21 protein-coding genes and 2 pseudogenes are annotated in these 24224 nt (G+C 45.7%); 15 read left to right on the plus strand and 8 right to left on the minus strand.

The genetic code is table 11. The features are described 5' to 3' along the window. Positions 1-59: 59 nt before the first annotated feature. Complete coding sequence (locus tag QMK20_RS07015) at positions 60-1106, minus strand: RluA family pseudouridine synthase (RefSeq protein WP_283655157.1); 1047 nt, start codon at positions 1104-1106, stop codon at positions 60-62. Positions 1107-1352: 246 nt separating this feature from the next. Between QMK20_RS07015 and recQ the strand changes: the two are divergent. From recQ to QMK20_RS07035, 4 genes and pseudogenes are all read left to right on the plus strand, one after another. Next, positions 1353-3252: pseudogene (gene recQ / locus QMK20_RS07020) on the plus strand (DNA helicase RecQ). 50 nt (positions 3253-3302) lie between these two features. After that, complete coding sequence (locus tag QMK20_RS07025; protein WP_283655158.1) at positions 3303-5192, plus strand: B12-binding domain-containing radical SAM protein; 1890 nt, start codon at positions 3303-3305, stop codon at positions 5190-5192. 99 nt (positions 5193-5291) lie between these two features. After that, a complete protein-coding gene (locus tag QMK20_RS07030; RefSeq protein WP_283655159.1) occupies positions 5292-5738 on the plus strand; it encodes an NUDIX hydrolase in 447 nt (148 codons plus the stop codon). A 177-nt stretch (positions 5739-5915) separates the two neighbouring features. After that, positions 5916-7229: an alkaline phosphatase gene (locus QMK20_RS07035; RefSeq protein ID WP_283655160.1), complete on the plus strand. Its 1314-nt coding sequence runs from the start codon at positions 5916-5918 to the stop codon at positions 7227-7229. 263 nt (positions 7230-7492) lie between these two features. On the opposite strand, the gene QMK20_RS27575 is transcribed toward QMK20_RS07035, so the two are convergent. Further along, the gene (locus QMK20_RS27575; protein WP_007429455.1) at positions 7493-7582 is read right to left on the minus strand and encodes a putative holin-like toxin; all 90 of its coding nucleotides are present in this window, start codon (positions 7580-7582) and stop codon (positions 7493-7495) included. Between the two features lie 161 nt (positions 7583-7743). Then, positions 7744-8035: pseudogene (locus QMK20_RS07040) on the minus strand (hypothetical protein). A gap of 765 nt (positions 8036-8800) precedes the next feature. On the opposite strand from QMK20_RS07040, the gene QMK20_RS07045 reads away from it, so the two are divergent. Continuing rightward, the gene (locus tag QMK20_RS07045; protein ID WP_283655161.1) at positions 8801-9067 is read left to right on the plus strand and encodes a hypothetical protein; all 267 of its coding nucleotides are present in this window, start codon (positions 8801-8803) and stop codon (positions 9065-9067) included. A gap of 614 nt (positions 9068-9681) precedes the next feature. Further along, positions 9682-9816, plus strand: coding sequence for a hypothetical protein (locus tag QMK20_RS07050; protein ID WP_014277671.1), 135 nt, complete (start codon positions 9682-9684; stop codon positions 9814-9816). Between the two features lie 255 nt (positions 9817-10071). Here the strand turns inward: QMK20_RS07050 and QMK20_RS07055 are convergent, their stop codons facing one another. The 5 genes from QMK20_RS07055 to QMK20_RS07075 form a co-directional block, all read right to left on the minus strand. Beyond that, positions 10072-10626 carry a TetR/AcrR family transcriptional regulator gene (locus QMK20_RS07055; RefSeq protein WP_283655162.1) on the minus strand — a complete coding sequence of 185 codons (555 nt, stop codon included), beginning with the start codon at positions 10624-10626 and terminating at the stop codon, positions 10072-10074. Positions 10627-11599: 973 nt separating this feature from the next. Then, on the minus strand, positions 11600-12199 hold the full coding sequence (locus tag QMK20_RS07060; RefSeq protein ID WP_137063209.1) for an NADPH-dependent F420 reductase: 600 nt from the start codon (positions 12197-12199) through the stop codon (positions 11600-11602). A 75-nt stretch (positions 12200-12274) separates the two neighbouring features. After that, entirely contained in the window at positions 12275-13009 is a 735-nt protein-coding gene (locus tag QMK20_RS07065; RefSeq protein ID WP_283655163.1) for an SDR family NAD(P)-dependent oxidoreductase, read from the minus strand. 621 nt (positions 13010-13630) lie between these two features. Then, complete coding sequence (locus QMK20_RS07070) at positions 13631-14236, minus strand: DedA family protein (protein WP_283655164.1); 606 nt, start codon at positions 14234-14236, stop codon at positions 13631-13633. A gap of 15 nt (positions 14237-14251) precedes the next feature. Beyond that, positions 14252-14827: a class I SAM-dependent methyltransferase gene (locus QMK20_RS07075; protein ID WP_283655165.1), complete on the minus strand. Its 576-nt coding sequence runs from the start codon at positions 14825-14827 to the stop codon at positions 14252-14254. A 264-nt stretch (positions 14828-15091) separates the two neighbouring features. Here QMK20_RS07075 and QMK20_RS07080 point away from each other — a divergent pair, with 264 nt between their 5' ends. The 9 genes from QMK20_RS07080 (at position 15092) to QMK20_RS07120 (ending at position 24213) form a co-directional block, all read left to right on the plus strand. Beyond that, positions 15092-15928: a hypothetical protein gene (locus QMK20_RS07080; RefSeq protein ID WP_283655166.1), complete on the plus strand. Its 837-nt coding sequence runs from the start codon at positions 15092-15094 to the stop codon at positions 15926-15928. A gap of 80 nt (positions 15929-16008) precedes the next feature. Continuing rightward, complete coding sequence (locus QMK20_RS07085) at positions 16009-16365, plus strand: FlxA-like family protein (RefSeq protein ID WP_283655167.1); 357 nt, start codon at positions 16009-16011, stop codon at positions 16363-16365. Between the two features lie 272 nt (positions 16366-16637). After that, positions 16638-18107 (plus strand): hypothetical protein, encoded by a 1470-nt coding sequence (locus QMK20_RS07090; RefSeq protein WP_283655168.1) that lies wholly within the window; start codon positions 16638-16640, stop codon positions 18105-18107. Between the two features lie 175 nt (positions 18108-18282). Next, a complete protein-coding gene (locus tag QMK20_RS07095) occupies positions 18283-19926 on the plus strand; it encodes a helix-turn-helix domain-containing protein (RefSeq protein ID WP_283655169.1) in 1644 nt (547 codons plus the stop codon). A gap of 95 nt (positions 19927-20021) precedes the next feature. After that, entirely contained in the window at positions 20022-21002 is a 981-nt protein-coding gene (locus QMK20_RS07100; protein ID WP_283655170.1) for an ABC transporter substrate-binding protein, read from the plus strand. Next, entirely contained in the window at positions 21003-22028 is a 1026-nt protein-coding gene (locus QMK20_RS07105; RefSeq protein ID WP_283655171.1) for an NAD(P)/FAD-dependent oxidoreductase, read from the plus strand. Positions 22029-22222: 194 nt separating this feature from the next. Next, positions 22223-22648, plus strand: coding sequence for a GNAT family N-acetyltransferase (locus QMK20_RS07110; RefSeq protein ID WP_283655172.1), 426 nt, complete (start codon positions 22223-22225; stop codon positions 22646-22648). Positions 22649-22711: 63 nt separating this feature from the next. Further along, a complete protein-coding gene (locus QMK20_RS07115; RefSeq protein ID WP_283655173.1) occupies positions 22712-23203 on the plus strand; it encodes an 8-oxo-dGTP diphosphatase in 492 nt (163 codons plus the stop codon). Between the two features lie 2 nt (positions 23204-23205). Further along, positions 23206-24213 carry a phosphotransferase family protein gene (locus QMK20_RS07120; protein ID WP_283655174.1) on the plus strand — a complete coding sequence of 336 codons (1008 nt, stop codon included), beginning with the start codon at positions 23206-23208 and terminating at the stop codon, positions 24211-24213. Positions 24214-24224: the final 11 nt, after the last annotated feature.

The raw sequence follows: 24224 nt of genomic DNA on the forward strand, positions 1-24224 counted from the left end.
CCCCTAATTTCCACGTATATTTTTTCCGTTCCAATTATTCCTGCTTGTCTTACGTAAGGCTACTCTCGAAACGGATTTAAAAAGGTTTTAGGAATGTCGGATTCAAACCGCAGCAATACTCCAGTGACGGGATGAATAAACGACAGTACTCGCGCATGGAGACCGAGTCGACCGATAGATTTGGCTTTGGAGCCGTATTTTTTATCTCCCACAATCGGATGGCCGATATCCTCCATATGAACGCGAATCTGATTCTTGCGTCCGGTTTCCAAACGTACTTCCAGCAAAGAAAAATGCCGATTGGCCTGAAGCAGCTTGTAATGAGTAATCGCGTGCTGTCCGTCATTCGGATATGGGCTGGAATACATTTTCAGCGTCTTGCTTTCCTTCAGCCATGAGGTGATAGTGCCCGCAGCCTTTTTAACCTGTCCTTCTACGAGAGCGATGTATGTTCGTTCATACACGACTTCCTTCCACGCTTGTTGCATTTCCTGCTGTATGGCTTCGCTTTTCGCAAACATCATGACTCCAGATGTATCACGATCCAGACGATGCAGCACAAAAATACGATTGTATGGATGTTCACGTCGCACATGTGCCGTAAGCTGACGGTATGCCGTTACTTCCTGTTCCTGCGCAGAGGCGACGGACAGCAGCCCGGCATCCTTGTGGATGACAATAATGGCCTCATCCTCATGCAAAATACGCAGCCCGGTCAGCGGCACCACGGGAGTGATCTTTTCCTTGGAGAGCGCCACTGTCTGACCTTGCTCCAGCGGAAAATTGAACACGGTACGGGGAATGCCGTTCACGGACACCTGTCCACGGGCCAGCGCTGATTTAATGGAATTGCGGCCCATGCCAGACACATGTTCTACCAAAAAATTCAACAGCTCGGCAGGCTCCTGCACGATGTATGTTTTAGCAACGTTTTTTTCCGGTTTACCGTACTCTCGGGCAGCAGTTTTATCAAAAACCCCCGTTTTGCCCCGTGCTTCGGGTCTATGTGAGCCGGATTTTCCGGCGGGTTTATGGCTGCGTTTGGAGTTGCCTGTGTTTGGCGTGGATTTTGTATGATTTTTTCGATTGGGTTTACGATTGTTCATGAGTTCTTTCTCCTTCTTGGTACCGTGTCTCATCATAGTAATGGACAAACTTGCGGCACCGTGTTCACTATATCATGAGAAAACAGCGAACGCCATGGTAGAAGGGGGCGATAAGAATTTCATTATACATTATGCTTATGGACTTCCAGCGGTTGAACATTACCCTGAACCCCGGTAAACTAAAGGTAACGAAAGATAAGCCGATATGCGTCGAGGGGCGCCAGAAATATGAGGAGTTTTGAAACTATGAGTGTACAAGCACCAATATTGGAACGGGCGCAGGATTTGCTGCAAAAATTTTATGGCTATCCCGATTTCCGGGAGGGTCAAAAGAAAATTGTCGCCAGTATGCTGGAGGGCAACGATACGTTAGGCATTATGCCGACAGGCGGCGGGAAATCCATATGCTACCAGATTCCTGCGCTCCTGCATGATGGGCTGACGATTGTTGTGTCACCGCTAATCTCGCTGATGAAGGATCAGGTGGATGCGCTGACCACGATGGGAATTGCGGCAGCCTATATCAATAGCACGCTGAGTGGTCGAGAAGTGAACGATCGCATACGTGCCGCACGGAATGGAGATTTGAAGCTGCTATATGTTGCACCGGAGCGGCTGGAGCTGGACTGGTTCCGCGATGAGATGGCGCAGCTACCGATTTCTTGCGTTGCGGTCGACGAGGCGCACTGTGTATCCCAGTGGGGACATGACTTTCGCACCAGCTATTTGGCGGTGGCTCCTTTTGTGGACGGGCTATACGAGCGCCCGATTGTAGCGGCATTCACGGCAACAGCGACACCGCAGGTCATGGACGACATCGTGCGGCTGCTTCGCCTGCGTGAGCCGGAGACATTCGTCACGGGCCTGGGACGGCCGAATTTGGCGTTCAGCGTGCTGCGTGGGGAGGACAAGCGCAGCTTTCTGCTGAATTATGCGCGTGAGCATGACGGCGAATCGGGCATTATTTATGCGGCGACACGCAAGGACGTGGACGATCTGTACCAACGGCTGCGGGATGCGGGAATGGCGGCCGGGCGTTATCATGCCGGGATGACCGATCAGGAACGGGCAGACAGCCAGGAGGGCTTCCTGTACGACGATATTCGTGTCATTGTAGCGACCAACGCCTTCGGCATGGGGATCGACAAATCGAACGTGCGCTACGTCATTCACTACAATATGCCTAAAAATATGGAGGCTTACGTACAAGAGGCGGGACGCGCAGGACGTGATGGCGATCCGAGCCAATGTATTTTGCTGTTCGGACCGCAGGATATTGTGACTCAGAAATTCCTGATCGAGCAAAATCCGCAGGATGAGGACCGCAAGCGCAACGACTACCGCAAGCTCCAGCAGATGGTTGATTATTGCTACACGACTCGCTGCTTGCGTACGGCACAGCTTGAGTATTTTGGTGAGGCAGAGGAGCATGAAGCTTGCGGCACATGCAGCTCATGTACGGATGAACGGGAACTGGTAGACATGACCATTGATGCGCAAAAGATTTTTTCGTGTATTCATCGCATGCGGGAACGTTTTGGTGTTTCGATGGTAGCCTCGGTATTGAAAGGCTCGCGTAACAAAAAAGTGCTACAGTATGGCTTTGACAGCCTGCCAACCTATGGTGTAATGGGCAATCGGACGGAAAAAGAAATTTCTGAAATTATTAACGTCCTTGTATCGGAAGGTTTTCTGCTGCTGTCTGAGGGACAATATCCGGTTGTCCGTTTGCAGCAGCCTGCGGCTGAAGTGCTGAAAGGTCAGCGCGAAGTCATGCAGCGTGTGGTGCGCCATGCCACAGCTTTTGCAGGTGGGACAGGCTCACGTGGACGACAGGGACGCGATGCGTACCCGGCGGCAGTCAACGAAACGGTGTTCGAGCAATTGCGCCTGATTCGCCGCGATTTGGGCCGCGCAGGAGCATGTGCCGTCCTATATCATTTTTAACGATGCTACGCTGCGTGAGATGAGTGTAGCGAACCCGCAATCTGAGGCGGACATGCTGCGGATCAAGGGTGTCGGCGAAGTGAAGTTCCGCAAGTACGGCAAGCTGTTCCTTGATTTTTTTCAAAATCAGGGGAATGCCGGAGGAACGGTGAGTGAAGATGAGATTTATGCGGACGATGTGTACGAGGATTTTGAATAGCCATACTAAAAGATATGAGGCGTCATGCAAACTATAAAAGGTTGTGACCTATGAAAGTCATTTTATCAACGTTAAACGCAAAATATATTCATACCTCGCTGGCGATCCGGTGTCTCAAAGCCTACAGTGAAAAGGACTTTGACATTGAGCTGGCGGAGTATACGATCAAGGACCCTGTGATGAACATCGTATCCGACCTGTTTCAGCGGGGAGCGGATGTCATCGGCTTTTCCTGCTATATCTGGAACATTGAAGAGACGATTAAAGTCATTGATGTGTTGAAAAAGATTATGCCGGAGGTCAAAATCATTCTCGGTGGCCCGGAAGTCTCTTACGATACCGACCATTGGATGAAACGCCTGCCGAATGTGGATTTTATCGTTGTCGGTGAGGGGGAGGAAACCTTTCATCAACTGCTTCAGGAGATTGAGGGTACGCAAAAGTACCATTTTGTATATGGACTGGCCTACCGCAAGGGAGAAGAGGTCATTCAGATGCCGGGCCGTCCAAAGGCGGACTTGAACGAGCTGCCGTCACCGTACCGCTTTGCAGAGGATATACCGGAATTAGGCAAACGGGTTGTTTATTTTGAAACCAGTCGGGGTTGCCCGTTCAGTTGCCAGTTCTGTCTGTCCAGTATTGAGGTAGGGGTGCGTTATTACGATATTGAGCGTACGAAGTCGGATATTCTGTATCTGATCGACAACGGAGCCAACCTGATCAAGTTCGTCGATCGGACCTTTAACATTAAACGCGATTATGCGCTGGAAATGTTCAAGTTTCTCATTGAAAACCATCGCGGATGTGTCTTCCAGTTTGAGATTACGGCAGACATTATGCGTCCCGAGGTGTTGGATTATTTGGCGGAAAACGCGCCGCCGGGCGTATTCCGCTTTGAAATCGGCGTCCAGTCGACGAATGATCCGACCAATGAGCTGGTCAAGCGTCGCCAGAACTTTGCCAAGCTTTCCCGTACCGTTACGAAGGTCAAGCAAAGCGGCAAGATCGACCAGCATCTCGATTTAATCGCCGGTCTGCCTTTGGAGGATTACAACACGTTCCGTAAAACGTTTAATGACGTTTTTGCGCTCGGCCCGGAAGAGCTTCAGCTCGGCTTCCTCAAAATGCTGCGCGGCACTGGACTGCGTATCGACGCAGACAAGTACAACTATACGTACATGGATGTTGCGCCTTATGAAATGCTGAGCAATGACGTCCTTTCCTTTGCCGATATCGTTCGGCTTAAACGTTTGGAAGATGTGCTGGAGAAATACTGGAACTCCCATCGTATGGATCATACGGTGAACTATCTGATCGAGCGCGAATTTGCGTCGGCCTTTGATTTCTTTCAGGAGTTCGGAGACTATTGGGAGGGACAGGGCTGGCAAAAAATCGGTCACCAGCTCGAAGACCTGTTCACGCGTCTCCAGTCCTTTCTTGAATCACGCGGAACGAAGCGAATGGATATGGTGCTTGGGCTGATGAAGCTCGACTATTTCCTGAACCATAAATACAAGCCGCGTAAAATCTGGTGGGAACACGCCTTGGAGAAGGACGATTGGTCCAGCTATATGAAAATGGCTCTCCAGCACCCGGATGCGCTGTTGTCACCTGTGGTTGCAGACTTTGTGGCAGATGCGACGCAAACTGCTGCACCTGCTTCTCATGCTACAGATGGCCATTCTGTTTCGGACAGTTCGCAGCCGCAGCCATACCGCGAGGTGATTCCGTCTTTCGCTTCCTTGAAGCTGGGTGAAAAGGAACTGCAAAAGCACGCTGTGCTGGATGTTCTGCCGTTCCGGCTGGATCATATCCTGAGTGGTGGCAGCCCTTTGACCGCTGAAGGCCGAACGTTGCTACTCGTAGTCTACCAGCAAAACGAACAGCAAAAGCCACTGTACTACACCATGCCAATTGGCAAGGAAATTGCAGCGATTTAAGAGGAAAAAGGTACAAATGACATCTAAACATCAGAAGGCATCGTTCTTGACAACACAAGAGTCGGTGCCTTCTTTTGACGAATGAAAAGAGTGATCAGATTGGGCTATATTATGGACTTAAGAAAAGTGGTAGGTACCAGACCCTTAATCATGGCAGGCGCTTGTGTGCTATTACTTAATAATAACCAATTATTGCTGGGACTTAGAACAGATAATGGATTATGGGGATTGCCAGGCGGGTCATTGGAACCGGGAGAATCTATGGAAGAGGTCGCGGTAAGAGAATTAGCCGAGGAAACAGGACTGAAGGCGGGTAGCCTTACCTTATTGGATGTGTTTTCCGGGCCGCAATTATATTACAAATATCCACATGGGGACGAAGTATACAATGTCGTTACAGCCTATATTTGTACCGAATACACCGGAGAGCTAAAGGAAGATCCAAATGAAGTCAAGGAATTAAGATTTTTTGATCTCGACCAACTTCCTGATGAAATTAGTCCTCCGGATATCCCGGTTATTCAACGCTTTTTACAAGCATATTGAAATTATTATGAGATGATCCTATAAGATTTTAACCCGGACCTGGATAGAAGCGAAGCTATCTGAGGCCGGGTTTTGTTTTTTTACATCTATGTGATCTTTTGCTTGATGACGCTTTACAATTCAAATATATGATTATTTCATCATATATTTATATTAAATCTACTGGAGTGTGACCTTGTGAAGAAGCGTTCAATGAAAAAGAGTATTCTTGCTTTAGGCGCTATTACGGTTTTGGGTGCACCATTGTTATCATCTGACATCCCTACCACTTTTGCAGCCTCATCTAATACAAAGTCCACTACAGCACAAGTATCCAAAGCACAGAAGTCTACCTCAGTAAAAGTCGATGCTCCTAAAAATGTCATTCTCTTTATCGGCGATGGCATGGGAGAAGCAAGCCGCAATGCGGTTCGTCTTGCAACAGTCGGGAAGTCGGGATTGCTTGAAATGGATAACATGCCTGTAACGGGGCTGGTTAGCACAAGCTCAGGGGACAACCTGGTTACAGATTCCGCCGCCGCCGCAACTGCCATTGCAACAGGTGTAAAAACATATAACGGTGCTATCGGGATGGATCTGAATAAAAAGCCCGTCACAACGATCATGGAGCTGGCGAAAAAGGCAGGTATGTCCACAGGTGTCGTAACGACAAGTCAGGTGACGGACGCAACGGGGGCAGCCTTTGGTGCGCATGTCGAAAAGCGCTCTGCGCAAAGCGAAATTGCTAAGCAGTATCTGGAAAATAGCGAGCTGGATGTTATTCTGGGTGGTGGTGAGGATTTTTGGTATCCTGCGGGTACAGCAGGTAAACATCCAGATGCGCTGGCAGAAGATCCTGAGGAAGCTAGTAAGGGAACTCAAGGAAATTTAGTGGAACAGGCCAAGAAATTGGGCTATAGCTATGTGACAGATCAGGCGGAAATGAAAGCAGCCAAAGGCTCTAAACTGCTCGGCTTGTTCGCCAATGAAGAGATGTTCCAAGCTCATAATAAGCTGGGGAACTCTTATAACCCAACCGTTTCTTTGCCTGATATGACGACGAAAGCGATTGATGTTCTTTCCAAAAACCAAAAAGGCTTTTTCCTGATGATAGAGGAAGAAGGAACGGATGAGATGGCGCATGACAATGAAGGCGCATTAACGATCAAGGCTGGGCAGCAGCTCGACAAGGCCGTTAAAGTAGCCAAAGATTATGCCAAAGCGCATCCAGATACATTGGTTCTGGTTACAGCTGACCACGAAACGGGTGGTTTGGCCATTGAAGGCAAGGATGCGAAAGACGAAGCCGACGACGGCACCACGAATGAAGATGGTCCATTCACCATACAAGGCACGAACGAAACGTTTTATATCGATTGGACGACAAAAGGGCATACCGCAGTAGATGTGGCACTGACTGCGATGGGACCCGGCGCCTCCCAATTTAGCGGAAATTACCCGAATACTGCAATTCATGACAAGCTGGTTAAGCTGCTTAAATTGAAAAAATAACTTGGGATGAAATGCTGTCATCTGATATTTGAATAGAGAATATTAGGTGGGAAATCCTACCGTTGGGTGCCTGAATAAAGGATTTTCCATATTGGCAATATGGTTTTTCCTGTGATAAACTATAGCCAAAAGGTATATACTAAAAAAGAGTAAGGATGCTACCAACATCCTCACTCTTTGACAACAGCCGCTTATAAGGGCGGTGGCTGTTCAAAAAGTTTTAGTCATCGAAATATGACCGCATTCCTTTTCCAGAGGGCGGTCTATTTCTTTTTGTTGAAGGAAATAATCAAGATCACCAACGTTGCAAATTGAATCATCAACATCAGCGTATCTTTAACCTCCACAGGCATCACCTCCTTTGCAGGAGACTAGCCGACCGCCCATCTAAGCCATTCTGTTGTTAGTTCATAGTATATCATATGGATAGTCTTGCTAAAAAGGACAAAAATGAAAACGTCTGTTTCTAGGTGTTTGTTTTCTATTTGAGATAAATAGGTTTAGATTATAATTATTAGTTGGTATAAGATACGCGTAATTCATCTAAAAATTGTATGGCGTCTTTAAATCCTTGTAAATATATTTGGTTCTCTAAAATAGATTGAAGAGAGATTTGAGCATCTTCATATAAGAATAGTGTGTGTTCGAGATGTTCAGGAACGGATTCACGAATTTGCTGGAAGTATTGGTTACATTCCATAGAAAATTGATTGTATTCTGGTGTGTTTTTTGGAAAGCATGCTATACAATTTTTCTAATCGGTTTCTGATGATGGGTTCAATTAATATCTCTAAAGAATTAGACATGACTTGCAAACCTTCGGGATGAAAAATATTTTTAACACGCTATTAAAAAATATCATGTAAATATTGTATCATTACAGAGTGATCTGGTATACCGAAAGGTGACATCATAGTGACATCAAATCAATAGGAAAATATCGAACATTTTGTGAACATTCTTAGACAGACTTAAAAAAGGAAAATTATTCCATATAAACAGATTTTTTGTCAGACAAGCTACCATTGAAAAGCTGGATAAAATCGCAGAATTGTTTGATTAATACCGAATATTTTATAAACTGAATCGGATATCGAGGGAGCGCGAGCGTTTTGTCGCAATGGAATCTGTCATCTTTATCATAAAGGATGCAGAAGAAGATAAATTGATTGGATTCACACAATTATATCCTTCGTTTTCTTCTATCTCGATGGAAAGATCATGGATATTGAATGATTTATTTGTAAATGAAGATTAGGGGTAGTACCAGCGTAGCTGACACCACCCGCAAGCATTTGGATAAAAATGTTAAATTTGAGGAATCCCAAGTTAAATCATGAATCACGAACCGTGATTGTTTGATCCAAGGGAGGGGCCGAAATATTCGTTTGAAACGCAACAGCAAGAAAACGGCACGCATGAGTAAGTCAATAGCAACCGAAAGCCATACGCCAGCGATTCCCATCCCTAGATAAATGCATATCACGTAAACCCCTACAACGCGTATTAACTACTGCAGCAGTATCCCCCAAAGGATAAAGTCGTTTTATCTGAAGTAGGCGAAATTACCGATGAGTCTGAATTTCTGGGGAACATTTAAGAAGTGTCTCAACTCGGGACGGCCGACGTGGAATTGGCCAGCGGTGATAAAATTGCTGATGCTACGTTCCTTTTCCCTGGCTACTCCGGATCCCTATACGAAGATCGAGGAGCATAAGGGCTACTCTATTTTGCAGTATGGAATGGAGGATGGCTATAGGGTAGACTTTGGTACGAAACGCTCTATTGAGCTTCCCACGGTAGATGCAGCCAAGCAGCTGATCGATAATACTAATTAAACCAATAGAAGGTACTCCAATGCTGATAGATTAATGTAAGCAAGGAATGGATAATAAACGAAACGTTTTGATACTGGTAAGAGGCCCTCTTCGAATTGAAGAGGGCCTTTTCTTTTTGAAAAGACAACGAAACGATTGCCGGACTTATCCCTCCCAGAAAAAATTTAGACCCTGTAGCAACTATTGTCCCTGGTGGGGCAATGGTTAACCCGGGAAGGTGCACGTACCTGCCTTGGACGAATCGAGAGGCAGCTAAATAATCCAACCGGTTCGCTCGATAGGCATAAAATGACTCGATCAAGCCTCCAAGCCTGCGAGCTCCCCGCGTAACACGTTGGCCAGTTCTGCCTAATTTTTTGCGGTACTCATATTTTTTGAGATTTTTGGAGTAAACTTTGAACTTTTCACTTTATTTAGATAACGGGAAAAACAGGCTCCTGAATGGTTAGACACAGTAGCGATGGAATCCTGGAATATACAGAATCGGAGGTGCTTATAAGGAAGGATACGATATGATTCATCAAAAAATTTAAAATTCTCGCATCTCTGTTAGGAGTCTTTAAAGATTTTGACAAAAGAATATTGTAACAAAATCATAATGAGGAGGAATACAAATGCAACAACAATGGATGGAGATGGTGAATCACGTAGTCGAATGGGGAAAGGGGATTCCTTGGTCCAAGGGTTTCCAGGGTGCGAAAGAAACGGTTGAATTCGCCTGCAGCTGCCTCTGTGTCCACCCGATTTAAACATGCAATCAAGAAGAAGTTTAAAGCGAAACACAAAGTATCGCAGACGCAACCGAAAATTACGCAAGTAAAGATTCAATTCAGCTATAATAATATGGCGCTTCGTCCTAGCAAAATAAAATCCCGCCAGTACTGGCGGGATTTTATTTATGCATCGATCTGAAGGAGGCATGCCCCCAACTGCAGGACATTATTCAGGTTTAAATTTGCTTTTCATTTCGACAATGAAAGACTCTAAGGCCTCCAGGGAGGGTGCTATTTTCCGGTAGCATAGATGGCGCTCGTGATAACATTGAAGAGATGATCGGTCCGTGGCGCGAATGAAGGTTGGCCGACAAGCCAGCCGAGCGCCGATATCAGGGCGAACAAGTCGTCCCCATTCATATCGGCGCGCGCCGTTCCCTCGGTCTGAGCTCGGAGCAATAGTCGCTCGCCCGCTGAGTGCACCGCTGCGCATGTAGCGTAAAGCGCGGAGTCCGGGTCCGCGTGGGCGCTCGCCATCAAGGCGACAACGCCGCTATAGCTTTGGACGAAAGCCACCTGTTCGCGAACCCAGGACACGAGCGCTTCGTCAGGTGGATTCGACGTTTCGAGTTCGCCTGCCTTCTGCGTCAGTGCCTCCAGATTCGTACGCAGCAACGCTTCGAACAAGGCTTCCCGCGTCGGGAAATGACGAAGCAATGTGGCCAACCCGACGTCGGCCCGGCGGGCGATATCTCGCATGGACGCATCGACACCATGCTCGGCGACGACGTCACGCGCGACTGCAAGTAGATGACTGTAATTTTTTCTGGCGTCGGCTCGCATCATGTTTTCACCCCACTCAAATAGCGAAAGCTTACTGTCACGATCAGGCGTTGATTTTCCCTGCGTTCCCGGTACGCGACTTTTCTCGGCATACGCCTAGTTATAACTTGATCTGTAAAAACCACAAAAAGATTTGTTTTTGGGACATTCCATCGAAAGCTAATATGTCTTTCAGTATCAAAGAGAATGGATCTTAACTGTTCTTCTAATCGGTATTGATCAGTGATCTCTCATTTCTTCCCAGCCAAGCGAAATTGAAACGTTAGTATTGCTTACGTAACATTATCCCTTAAGAATACCGAAGGCTAGCATGTGGTAAACCAGAAGCCAGGCTTTTATTATGAATCGAGGGCAGGCCGAATCCCTAAGGAGCCAGCCATGATCCAATATCAACTCCAATGTGCTGCATTATCATTATATCAAATTCAATCTTCCTCGTCAGTATCTCCATCATTTCTTCCTTGGTCGTCATAGCCTTTCAACTTTTGTCCAATTACATCATTTCGCACTTGTTCACGGATGGTGTTCCAGTCGGATGCAGGTAAATTTGTTTTAAAAACCCCGAAAGATGCACCAACAGTATTGGGAGTAGATGCGTTGGTAATAGGTGGTCTAGGTATGTTGCGGTTTTTCGTCGATTCTACGATCTACTTGAATTTTTTGATTTCATACCATCGAGCCAGCTGCAAGCGCGACGGGTGCAGGCCACGACCGAAGCTTCATCGTCTCGGCGTTCAAACCGTCCAGGCGTGAGCTGCGCAGCGCCTTAGCCCGACCCTCACGCCCGATCAGGTGCGCAAGCAGGAGTGCCATGGCCCGTCAGCTCCCCGAGTAGGACGTCAGACAGACCCACAAGCGCGCACACGCCAGATGATCGGCAAGCGTCTGTCTACCGGCGTCGCCCTCGCTTCAATCAAACTGTGGCTGCCCTTTGTCCACGAGGCAGGATTGCATCGGAATTTGCGATCACGATTCATCAGTCGAGCTTGACCAAATCCTTAAAGATCAGTTGACCCCAGCTATTTCCTCGCGCCTGCACAAGCAGTCCGCCTTCCGAAAGCCCGCCAAGTTTGATCGGCGCGAAACCGAGATTTTCCGCAAGCGCACCAATCTCCGCTGCTGCGCCGTCATCGTCGCTCGCCAGGAACACGACTCTCCTGCCACCATGAACGGCCGGATCTTGGTCAAGGACGGCAGCCACCAAATGGTTGAAGCCCTTGACCAATCGTCCACCAGTGAAGGCCTGCGCGACGAACTTGGAAGAAGGCTGTCCTCCCAGTTCCTCAGGGGGCACACCGTAGGCATTGGTCACATCGACGATGGTCTTCCCCTGCCAGGTGGGGAGCGCCTTCGCGACATCCGGGTGCGACTCGAAACGGACAGCCAAAAAGATGATGTCCGCCTTGACGGCGTCCGCCAATTTTTTGGGAATGATCTCTGGTCCGATCGCGGCCGCAGCGGATGCAAAGCTTTCCGGGTCGCGAGTGGTTGCAACGGATACTTCGATGCCGCTTCGGGCAAACGCCTTAGCAAGAGCCTGGCCGATCTTGCCGAAGCCAATAATTGCGTAGCTCATATATTCTTCTCCTTTGGTTTACCACGCCCTACGGGCTCCGAATATCGAATGGAGTGACCGGCCGGGCGTAGCGTGTCAGATTTGCGCTAGACCGCCGTCGACGGCGACCTCGCTGGCGGTCATGAAGCTGCTGTCCGATGATGCGAGAAAGGCGGCCACCGCCCCAATCTCCGCCGGATCAGCCATGCGCTGGAGCGGAGTCATCGAAGCGAAGACTTTTTGGCCCTCCTCGCCTAGCGATTCCTTCGCGAGCTCGGTTGCCGTCGCTCCGGGCGACAGCACGTTTACCCGGATGCCGGTGCCCTTCAGGTCCTCCGCCCAGGTCCGCGCGAGGTTGCGCACTGCCGCCTTACTCGCGCTGTAGGCGCTCATTGCCGGGGCGCCCGTGGTGCCAGCGCTCGATCCCGTTAGGATGATCGAACCGCCCTGGCCCATCAGCGGTAGCGCCTTCTGGACCGTGAAGATCGAACCCTTCACATTGGTGTCGAAGATTTCGTCAATGTGCTCAGCGGTGATCTCGCCGAGCGGAAGCTGGCTTCCCGCCCCGGCATTGGCGAAGACGATGTCGAGAGTTCCGCGCTCGGACTTCACCGCCGCGTAGAGTCGGTCGAGGTCGGCCAGATCGGAGACCGAGCCCTTCACCGCGCGGGCATTGGGCCCAAGGTCGGCCACAGCGGCGTCGAGCGCTTCCTGCCTGCGGCCGAAGATGAAGACGAAGGCGCCCTCCTCGATGAATCGCTTTGCTGCGGCGCGACCGATGCCGGTAGCGCCCCCCGTGATGACTGCAACCTTACCTTCAAGCTTTCCCATGAATTTTCACCCTTTCGTTGTGTTGGACAGCATCTCTGGCCCATTTGCACAGATTGCTGTATCTTATGGATTTCACTGATCCAGTCACCGATTACTGTATTCGGATCAGTGATCCGATTATAATGGATCACTGATCCGTTTGTCAAGGCAACCATGCGAGCTGACGCCAGGAAAAATTGCAGTCATCTACTTGGGGTAGTACCAGCGTAGATGACACCACCCGGTTAGTGGTGTCATTTATCGTTAGATCATTTGCCAAAGCAACCACTTCCTATCGAATGTAATTATCGCTTTATTTAGATCGGACAGTACCTTTTCTTGATTTCCGTGGTGTACAGCGTCCACAACGCAACTCTCCAAGTGATCCTTGAGGAGAAGTTTGGCCGGAATTTTATTATTATGATTTGACTTTATAGCTGTAATTACGTTATAAAATCGGTTATAATGAGGTAAGAATAAGTAAGGAGCCGTGCGCTAACACGGCTTCAGCATACAACAACTGCATAAAGAGCAGTCGGCCGCGTAAGATAAGGTCGGAAATAGACCGTTTTCCTTAGTCAGGGCGGTCTATTTCTTTTTCATGTAGGTAAGTAAAGCCAGAATGCCGAACATGAGCAACCTTTACTCCTCAGTTGTTCTCTTCCCCCAAACATATTTCATTATAAAAAATAGTATGGCCAGTACCATGAGAAGCAATGCGATCTGTAAGCCATAACGATGTATGAGTTCTCCTGCTGTTTGTACATGATCGCCGAAGAAATGTCCGAGTAAAAAGAAGATTAGCGTCCAGATCAAGCCTGTTGAGTAAGAGAACAGAGCATAACGCTTGAAGCTCATTTTATTGATTCCGACAATATAAGGGATGATGTGACGGACAATCGGCAGGAAATAACTAATGCAAATGGTGAAATTGCCATACTTATGTACCAAATTTTCCGAAAATGTAATGTACTTGTCCATTTTCTTTTTTCGTCGTAAACGATCCAGAACGGTTGTGCCCAAGAATCTTCCCAATACGTAGCCTAAGGACAAGCCCGATATAACCCCTAGATATACGATGAAAAAGGCGAGTAACGGTTGAAGTATTCCCATGCTGGTTACAGCCCCGCCAGTCATCACAATCACTTCGTCTGGAATGGGTAGCCCAACGATCCCGAGCCATAGGGAAAAAAATAATGCCGCATAGCCATACTGTTCGATGATGGAAATTAAATGTTCAACGTCCATAATCACTCCCCCTAATCATGCTTTCTTCCGGCATACATAGACGAACGCAGGTGGAATGTTCATAGGCACAAACTTGATTTCCTCAATATCAAACCATTCCTCTAATTGCTGTTTCATTTGCTTGGAATATTGAAAGGCGACAAACATTCCCTGATCCTTGAGCGATAGGTGAATCTGTTCTACAATTTGATCTCGCATCGCTTGGGGGAAATTAAAAAATGGCAGCCCGCTTATAATGCAGTCAAGCTGTTCAATTTCGGCATTTTGCATAGCACGTTGAAGCTCAAGGGAGTCGGAGTAACAAAGATAATTTGGAAATCTCTTTTTTAAATCTCGTCGCATTGTCTGATCCTTCTCAAAAAGCAGTACCTTGGTTTGTTCCCTTGCAGCAGATGGAATGTATTGAGTGATTGCCCCGGTACCAGCACCAAGCTCGGCAACACTATGAATTTCACTCCATGGAATGGATTCGATCATTTTTTTAGCTAGAAATCTGGAGCTTGGTGTTACACTACCCACATAGGCTGGCGAATGCAAAAATTTAAATAAAAACAGAAATCTCTCTTGAACCAAATGACTAATACGGATCATGAACCGTTCCCCTACTTTCGATTTTCTGAATACGTTCGTTTATTCTCTGCTAAGAGTAACAAATTATACCTTTGCTTGCTCCTGTCTGGAGTAGGGTTCATATCCCCGTCCTGAGACGGGGATTTTCCTTGACTATAGTCTAGGAAGCAGTGGGGAAATTATTCAGTTATCATTCAGCGTATCTTCAGGTTGCATTCAGTTTCGCTACCGATGAAAGAGGGGTGGGCAACTAAAAAAATGATGTACACTGAGAGGGGATCTACTTTGTCACTATCCATTAACAGGCATCTGATCACGACTTCCTATGATACCTCGAATACGGTGAAGTCCAACGAGACTGGATTAAATAACACAGGTAACACCACACACAAGAAATCGAGTGATTCACTCGAATTGAGCACGGAATTTATGGAATATGCGGGTGGAATGCAAACCTCGCTTCCTACGGAAAATTACAGTTATGATTACAAATACGACCAGGATAAGCTTACGTTGACTACGGATCAACAGAAAACATTATTATCCGAGCTGCAAAGCTACCTGACCTCCTCAAGCGCCTTATCTGAAACAGATGAACCTACTAGAAGCAACACCAAGAACCCGCTGGCTTCGGTTACCGAGTTATTATCCAATCGGGATATTTCGACGATAACGGATGAGGAAGTATCGGATCTATTCGATAAAGTAGCAGAAACGATCCAGAATAATCGGCCTGCACCGCCGCCCAAAGATGACTCATTCCAGTCGGAAGTCAATAGCAGCGGTCTACCTCCTATGATGCAAGCGATGGGTGGAATTATGCCTCCGTTCGCATGGAATATCCAAGAGACCTCCAACCAAGAGGACAACAGCACTACATCTGACAAGGAACTTACCGTAGATGAAAAAAGATCTCTCCTGAGTGACTTGCAAAGTATTTTGAGTTCCAGTCTGGTGTCCGGCTCGACGTCTTCAGAGGATGATCAAGCAACGGATCTGTTGTCTGCATTAAAAAACGCATGGGGCAGTACGGACGAATCGAATGCGACAGATGAGGAAATATCGGCTTTATTTGATAAAATCGCTAAAGTTTTTGAACAATCTGTTTCATCATCTTCATAGTCATACTTTGCAATACCATTACTTAGAGTATAGTTAGCCCACAACTGTAAACACATACTATTATAAAGGCGGAATCTTTTATGAACATTTCATCGACATCCAGCAGTTCTATATCTATTGCAAGCACCTCATCTTCATCGAGTACCAATGATACAGCTAGTCTGGAAAAGCAAAAAGCTCAACTTGAAGCGGAGTACAACAAGGTACAGCAAAGTAAGGATAATAAAGACACAATAGAAACAAAAATGAAGCAGCTTCAGCAGCAAATTAAACAAATTGAAGCGCAAATTGCCCAGCAGAGCTCTCAATCCACCGGCACGTCAACTCCAAAAGCGCAACAGCCAGCTCTACCAAGCAACACGGAAACCACTCGTGTCAACACTGCTAACAGTAGCGACATTACCGGTGTTGGGAAGTCATTGGATATTTCAATCTAATCAAACTTTCTCTTCTCATTTTACGGCAGACAATAGACAACAGAAGACAGCAGTTAGCAGGCTCTCCGCCTCACCGGGGGGCCTGTTTTTTTAGCATTCAGCAAACCTTCAGTAAGCACTCATTTTATTTTCAATCTAGTGTTCTAAAATGAGTTTGTAGCCGATAAGGACAAGCAATTCACTCCTTATAAGCTCCCTGACACCTTGTAGAACCATCAAGTCTATGCATACAGGCTTCACCAAAAAATACTCTATGAAAAGGGATGGATTTTATGAAAAAGAAATTGAATGTAATCGCTACGGCTGTACTGCTGGCTTCCATTACTGCATCGTATGCTTATGCCAGCTCATCGACGGACGGGACGACCGCTACTTCTACTTCATCATCTGTAACAGCCACTCAAGAGGATCCCGCTACAGTAACTTCCACAGACACCAGTACCACAGGTACTAGCGCAACCGTAGAAGCCCCACCGGAAGGAACGCCTCCGGATGGCGAGCCACCCAGCGGACAACCAGGTGAAGGCTCGGACAGCTATACAGATAACGGAACAGCAAAATACACACAAAGCAGTAAAAGTGTAACCCTGTCCAAGCAGACGATTGCTGCGGATCAGGCAGATCAGTCGATTGTCAAAGTAACGGACAGTGGAAAATTAACACTTTCCAAATCCACTCTGACTAAAAAAGGCGCTACCTCATCGGACGATTACAGTAACTTTTACGGCCTGAACGCCGGGGTTTTAGCTGCTTCTGCCAGCACCATTCAGTTGTCGGATTCCACTATTAAAACGGATGCCAACGGAGCCAATGCGGTGTTTGCAACAGGAGAAGGCTCTACCATTAATGTAAAAGATGTTACCATTCAAACCAGCGCCGACTCCTCGCGTGGACTGGATGCTACCTTGAAGGGAACGGTTCATGCAACGAATATCAAAATCCAAACGGCTGGTGAGCATTCCGCCGCTATTGCGACAGACCGGGGTAACGGTACGATTAATGTGACCAAAGCAACGGGCAAAACAACAGGAAAAGGTTCCCCAGGCATCTATTCGACAGGTACGATTACTGTATCCAATTCGGATTTGAAAGCAACCGGATCGGAAGCGGCTGTCATTGAGGGTAGAAACAGCATTACGGTCAATAACACCAGCCTGTCTGGAGATGTAGATCGTGGCGTCATGCTGTATCAAAGCTTTTCGGGCGATGCCGAGGTCGGAACCAGCGTCTTTACGATGAATGATGGTACATTGACGGCTAAGGCGGGTCCGATCTTCTATTCTACCAATACAGAAGCTGTGGTTAACCTGAAAGGGGCCAAATTAAAAGGAAATACAGAAGTATTGCTGAACGCTGCTGCTGACAAGTGGGGAACCACAGGTTCAAACGGGGCGAATGTGACACTGAACGCAGATAACCAAACATTGCCAGGCAGCATCACTGCGGATAAAATCAGTTCCATTACAGCTAATCTGAAAAACAAGACAACCCTGAAAGGTTCTATAAATTCGGAAAACACAGCTAAATCGGTTACTTTAACCTTGGACAAAACGAGCAAATGGGTCGTTACAGCGGATTCCTATCTAACCTCTTTGACAGACAGCGACATTAAGCTCTCAAACATCGTGGATAACGGACACACCATCTATTATGATGCAAGTGCGAGTGCAAATAGCTGGTTGAATGGGGAGACCATTACTTTGTCTGGCGGCGGCAAGCTGACTCCAGTCAGTGCCTCATAAGTAGCTCGTTTGATAGAGCTGTTAGTTGAATCTATAAAAAAGATTGTGTTAAAATAGCTAAAGCCCATGTTGGATTCTTCCGTGCATGGGCGTATTTGTTTTAAATAATAAGAGCATTCATCTTAAAATCGTTGACATAATCATTTATATTTGCAGGAACAGGAGATTAACAATATTGACTCGAGTACAAGCACAACCAAATGAGAACGCATGGATTGCGAAATGGGAGTCAACTCAGCCGTTAACTGATAAATGGCTTACCGTAGGAGAAATACATTATTTTCTTAGCCATGCACTGATTCTCATTACAGACGGGCAAGCGGTTTGGAATATTAATGGGCAGCATGTCCATGTTGCATTTGGGTATTTGATTGCAATCGAAAAGGGATCGTTGATTGAGGTTCTAGAGGGTGGGAATCTTGATCTGGCTGGCTGGAAAATTCAGTTTGATACGTATTCTTTCCACCAAGAACGAGAAATCATGAAATTTGAATGGCATGTACCTACCGGGGAAGCCTATCAAAAAGTGCAGTTAACCCGCGGTTTTTTAGCGAGTATACGTGACCGTTTGAGTGAAGAACAAGTTTGTGATGGAATTAGTGAGATGATGGTTGAGAATCAACATCTTTTGTATGGATTATTGAAGAATTTATATCATAAACAGCCAACTGAGCAGCAGACCACTGAAAATGGAATTATACGTTCAATCACCTATATGCAAGAACATTACGATGAAGTGATTACACGTGAGCAATTAGCACAGATGGCAGGCATAAGTCAGTGGCATTATTCTCGGAAATTTAGTGAATTATGTGGCCAACCTCCTCTAGAGTATCTAGCGAAATACAGGATTTATCGCGCACAAGAAGAGCTGTTATTAACTTCAGCGAAATCTCAAGAGATTGCTAAAAAAGTAGGTTTTGAGGATGCTCATTATTTTAGCCGCCGCTTCAAACATTTTACAGGTGTGTCGCCAAGAAATTATGTTCGAACCTTGGAGCAACGCAAAATTTTATCGATATCACCGCTTTGTGCTGACGTTTTAATTGAATTAGGCATCATACCATATGCGGTTATGGTCACCCCCCTGCTATTACCACAGCATCAACGGCAATTATTTGAGAAACATCAAGTAGAATTGCTGGAAGTACCACAATACGATATGAATATAACTTTAATTCAACAAAAGAAGCCGGAGCTGATTATTGGACATCTGTTAACGGAAGATATAAAGAAGAAATTGCGCACAATCGCACCCATTATCACAGGTCTTACCATCAATTTGGATGTTTTGCTTGATCAATTTGCAGCCTTATTTAATAAAAAGGCAGCAGCAGAAAAGCTCCAGGCTCAAATGGAAGAAGTAGTGAGAGCAGCAAGAAAACAATTAAAAAGAATAGTAGAATCCTCTGCTACAGTCATGGTTCTAAGAGTAGAACCCTTTGGATATCGATATCTTGGGGGATATTCAAGCGAGGTATCTCAATTGCTGTATCAGAAGTTAGGACTATCACTCCCAGAACCGCTAAAGGCGGGAGAAGCATGGTTTAATCCATGTTCCCTTGAGCAACTACTTATGGCTAATCCTGACTATCTATTTGTGGAGAAACGTGTGATGGAGAATTTCAGCGCAGAGGAAAATATGAAGAAACTCATGGAGAGCAGTCAGTGGGAAAATGTAAGAGCAGTTAAAGATCATCGGGTGTTCTATATAGATACGAGTCTGTGGGTGGATGGTAGTGGAGTTGTCGGGTATACGATGATTATGGATCAAATCGTGAGCAGTTTAATGGATTCACCAAATAATAGAGCACAATAATCCACTTCAATACGCACTGTTAGCTATGGAAGGATATCTTCTTATTTGATAATCTTTGATAATGATAATTATTATCAATAGAAGAGAGGGCCATCATGTCAAAACGGGCGATGATACGATTGGGAACCGTACTGTTAGCTTTTACCTTCGTATTAGCAGCGTGTTCCAATGCATCAAATCAGAAGGAAGCGGCTTCTTCCGTAGAGAATCAGGAGAGCAGTGGAACAAGAGTCGTGAAGGATGCTTTTGGAGATGTGACGATCCCATCTCATCCGAAAAATATGCTTGTTATGAGTTCCAAATATGCAGAGTATTTAATTGAAATGGGAATTACGCCACAAATGGTTTCATTTGTTCCCGAAATAGAACCGGCTTATCGTCTGCCATATTTTGAAAAGCATGGAGTTAAAATGATTCAAGAGCAACAGTATCAAATGAATTATGAAAAATTGCTTAATTTATCGCCGGATTTGATTATCACACAAGGAGAGGGGATGGATGCACAAGTATATGAAAAGGTATCCAGGATTGCTCCAACTATTGCTTTACAGGCAGGTAGTGGCATGTATGACGCAATGCCCAAATTAGCAGACCTCTTCGATAAGAAGATAGAATCCGAAAAGGTATTAGCTGAATTTAGTGAGAAGGCGACAAGGGCGAGAGAAAAAATTCATCAAGCTATTGGGAATAAAACGGTGCTTATTCTTCGAGTAGACCCAAAACAATACCGTTATTTAGGATCACAAGCTGGCGAGAGCAGTGAATTCTTTTATAAAACACTTGGGCTAAAAATCCCTGAAATATTTAAAGACTCAAAAGACTGGTTTACACCATTTTCACTAGAGATTTTACCTGAAATCAAACCGGATTTTGTTTTCCTTGAGAAGAGAATGATACAAAATTATAATAGTGCAGATTCACTGAAAAGTTTGGAAGAAAGTCCGTTATGGAAGAACATGGACGCAGTTAAAAATAACCATGTATTTCCACTAAAAACAAGTGATTTCGTTGAAGGTGAAGGTCCAATTGGATCAAGTCTGCTTATTGACTATATCGTAGAAAAGTTGGTGCCTTAAATGAATACAGTGCAACGGGATATTTACGATATCACCATTATTGGCGGCGGCCCTGCTGGTATGTATGCTGCTTTTTATAGTGGAATGAGAGCGATGCGTACCAAATTAATTGACGCTAAACAGGAGCTAGGCGGATTTATGCGTACATATCCTGAGAAATTAGTCTGGGATGTGGGCGGAGTAGGTCCGATACGATGTGAAAGATTAATTGATGCTTTGGAGAGACAAGCGAAAACATTTGATCCCACCATTGTGTTAGGTCAGGAAATCGCACATTTTGAACGTCATGATGATGTCTTTGTACTGACATCAAAAACGGGTGAATGCCACTACACACGTACTATATTATTATGTGCTGGAAGAGGAATGACACAAGTTCAAAAGCTGGATGTTGAAGGGGCCAATCGGTATGAATTGACGAACCTTCATTACGTGATTACAGATTTGTCCAGATTTAAAGATAAGCGAGTTCTGATTTCAGGGGGCGGAGATTCTGCGGTTGATTGGGCGAATGAAATGGTAAAGCTGGCCAAAGAAGTTATTGTGGCTCATAGACGAGATGAATTTACTGCACATGAACTGCCTGTAGCCCAAATGAAAGCATCCGCTAAGGTCATGACACCGTACATGATAGATTGCTTATATGGTACGGGGGATTCTATTCAAAGCGTGTCTCTCAAGCATATCAAGACCGGTGCTATAGAGCAGGTTGAAGTAGATGAAGTTGTAGTCAGTCATGGATTTGATCGTGATTTTGGTGATGTATTGAAATGGGGACTAGACAGGGAAGATTATGGTGTCTCTGTTGATGCTCGAATGCGTACAAGCATTCCGGGAATCTTTGGGGCTGGAGACTTTATCACCTATGGCAGTAAGGTTCGTTTAATTGCAGGAGCATTTAATGATGCCGTATTAGCCGTAAATAGTGCTAAGCTCTATCTGGAACCAACCGCTTTAGATATGGCTGGTGTTTCGTCTCATCATTCTGCCTTCTTTGGAAAAAATAAAGCGATCTTACAAGGTTGATAAGAGATCACAGTAATTGACGAGATTTTTCTCGAATCATTACTGTGATCTTTTTGGTGTAATAAGAAAAATGAGAAGGTGACTTTACATGGAAATATTTATACAATATAAAACAGTAACTACGATGAAGCTTAACGTGAAAATCTTATTTCAAGCGATTATAAATTTTAATTTTAAATTGGAGGATTTATGCCATGACGCTGGAACCTCAAATGAGTCGAAGCAGTAAGGATGAAGCGCGATTTGTCAGGAACAAACTGATTGAATTTAACGCAAAACACATACCTGAAGATATCCAAACCCGATATGAGGAGATCAATCTTACCCTCAAAAACGACGATGGTCAGGTGATCGGTGGTCTTTTAAGTGTGCTGTGCTGGAACTGGGTGGAGGTAGATATTTTGTGGATAGATCAGAGCTACAGAGGGAAGGGCTATGGTTCACAATTGCTTGGTGAGATCGAACAAATCGCCAAAGATAAAGGGTGTACCTTTATACAACTCAACACATTTACTTTTCAAGCACCCGATTTTTATGAAAAGTATGGGTACGAAGTGATCGGCGTCATTGATGATGCCCCCCGAGGCTTTAAGCACTATTATTATAAGAAAAACATCTAGCGAGGACTCTAATATATGCGGCTAAAGGGAGTTATACTATAAAGAATAGGGATAAAGAAAGGTATGATCGGATTGACGACGGAAGTAACACACAAAATATATACCATGTGCATGATTCAGGATGGAACCAAGGTACTGCTCCTCAACAGACCGGATAAAAAGGGCTTTCCAGGTTACATCGCGCCAGGAGGGAAAGTAGAATTTCCAGAGAGCATTGTGAATGGGGCCATTCGTGAAGTGAAGGAAGAAACAGGATTAACCGTAACGGAAATTGTATTTAAAGGAATTGACGAATTTTGTGACCCTAGCAAAGGGTTAAGATACATGGTATTTAACTATTTGGCTACTGCGAGTGAAGGGGAGCTGCTAAAAAATCCTCCAGAAGGAGAACTGCTATGGGTGGATATGGAGGAAGCGCTCGATCTGCCGATGCAGGATTGGTTTAAACAGAGATTCCCATTGTTTTTCGCTCCCGGAACCTTTGAGGTGAGCCAGGTGTGGATACAGGACACGAATGAAACTTTGGAAGCAACGGTCAAAAACTATGGGGTGTAGAGATGACGACGACCATTTATTTTTCCTCTAACCGGTTGGGGGAGGTAGCAGATGATCAATTACAGAGGATGCTGGATCGTTTCAATCTGGGTCGCCTGCGATCTTCGGGGAAAACGGCAGAAGGCGTCATGGGACAAACCCTCTATATTTCTTCGACGGCTGGACAATTTGTATTGAAGGGCAACCCGCTTTTTCAAGGGCAATGGGTGGAAGAGCAGTTTATAGTGGAGCAGCTACATACAAGGACCCAAATTCCTGTGCCTGCACCGTATCTTGTGGATGAAACCGAGGATATTTTTGGCTGGAGCTATGCTGTTATGCCTTGTTTAGACGGTCAGCATATACATACGCCCGAGCTGCAAGCGAGACTGACACCGCCTGGTCAACAACAGATGGCTGAAATGCTGGCTACTGTACTACTGGAGCTTCATAGCTGGAAGGTTGAGAACAGTGGAGAGCTGGATACAATCAGTCTGGCTATTCGTCCTTTTGATGTCTCTTATCGGGCGTGGTTATATGGACGTATCCGTTACTGGCTAGAGGATGCCCGAAAATACTCAGACATTTCTGCACAGGACATAGCATGGGTAGAGTGTATTTTGGAAGGCTCACGCCAAGCATTCGATCAACTGGATACCAACACATTTGTAATGGGAGATTTTAAACCGCAAAATTTCCTTGTTAAAAACGGCGATGGTGGTTGGAGAGTCAGTGGGCTTTTTGATTTTACGACAGCCTATTTTGGTGACGGGGTTGCAGACCTTCCGAAAATAACCATAATGTATCTGGAGAATGGAGAGGAAGAGCTGGCCAGACGTTTTCTTACAGCTTACTTGAAAGGGATGGAAGATAAAAAAGGATTTGTAGAACGCTTCCAGGTGCATATGCTGCATCAGCAGATTTTAAATTGGGGCTGTGCCAAAGCGATGAAGCAGGTCACTTGGGATGACAAGCAATCTTTTACAGATTGGGCCCGTAAATTCACGGATATTGAGATATATGAACACTAGGCAAGAAGAAT

Origin of the sequence: Paenibacillus sp. RC334 (assembly GCF_030034735.1) — a bacterium.
Taxonomy (GTDB): Bacteria; Bacillota; Bacilli; order Paenibacillales; family Paenibacillaceae; genus Paenibacillus; species Paenibacillus terrae_A.

Coding starts and splice junctions, on each gene's coding strand:
- QMK20_RS27575 (WP_007429455.1), bottom strand. CDS start 7,582: ATGCCTGTGGAGGTTAAAGATACGCTGATGTTGATGATTCAATTTGCA.
- QMK20_RS07115 (WP_283655173.1), top strand. CDS start 22,712: ATGATCGGATTGACGACGGAAGTAACACACAAAATATATACCATGTGC.
- QMK20_RS07015 (WP_283655157.1), bottom strand. CDS start 1,106: ATGAACAATCGTAAACCCAATCGAAAAAATCATACAAAATCCACGCCA.
- QMK20_RS07105 (WP_283655171.1), top strand. CDS start 21,003: ATGAATACAGTGCAACGGGATATTTACGATATCACCATTATTGGCGGC.
- QMK20_RS07070 (WP_283655164.1), bottom strand. CDS start 14,236: ATGGACGTTGAACATTTAATTTCCATCATCGAACAGTATGGCTATGCG.
- QMK20_RS07065 (WP_283655163.1), bottom strand. CDS start 13,009: ATGGGAAAGCTTGAAGGTAAGGTTGCAGTCATCACGGGGGGCGCTACC.
- QMK20_RS07025 (WP_283655158.1), top strand. CDS start 3,303: ATGAAAGTCATTTTATCAACGTTAAACGCAAAATATATTCATACCTCG.
- QMK20_RS07110 (WP_283655172.1), top strand. CDS start 22,223: ATGACGCTGGAACCTCAAATGAGTCGAAGCAGTAAGGATGAAGCGCGA.
- QMK20_RS07045 (WP_283655161.1), top strand. CDS start 8,801: ATGAGTCTGAATTTCTGGGGAACATTTAAGAAGTGTCTCAACTCGGGA.
- QMK20_RS07120 (WP_283655174.1), top strand. CDS start 23,206: ATGACGACGACCATTTATTTTTCCTCTAACCGGTTGGGGGAGGTAGCA.
- QMK20_RS07100 (WP_283655170.1), top strand. CDS start 20,022: ATGTCAAAACGGGCGATGATACGATTGGGAACCGTACTGTTAGCTTTT.
- QMK20_RS07090 (WP_283655168.1), top strand. CDS start 16,638: ATGAAAAAGAAATTGAATGTAATCGCTACGGCTGTACTGCTGGCTTCC.
- QMK20_RS07050 (WP_014277671.1), top strand. CDS start 9,682: ATGCAACAACAATGGATGGAGATGGTGAATCACGTAGTCGAATGGGGA.
- QMK20_RS07075 (WP_283655165.1), bottom strand. CDS start 14,827: ATGATCCGTATTAGTCATTTGGTTCAAGAGAGATTTCTGTTTTTATTT.
- QMK20_RS07055 (WP_283655162.1), bottom strand. CDS start 10,626: ATGATGCGAGCCGACGCCAGAAAAAATTACAGTCATCTACTTGCAGTC.
- QMK20_RS07085 (WP_283655167.1), top strand. CDS start 16,009: ATGAACATTTCATCGACATCCAGCAGTTCTATATCTATTGCAAGCACC.
- QMK20_RS07060 (WP_137063209.1), bottom strand. CDS start 12,199: ATGAGCTACGCAATTATTGGCTTCGGCAAGATCGGCCAGGCTCTTGCT.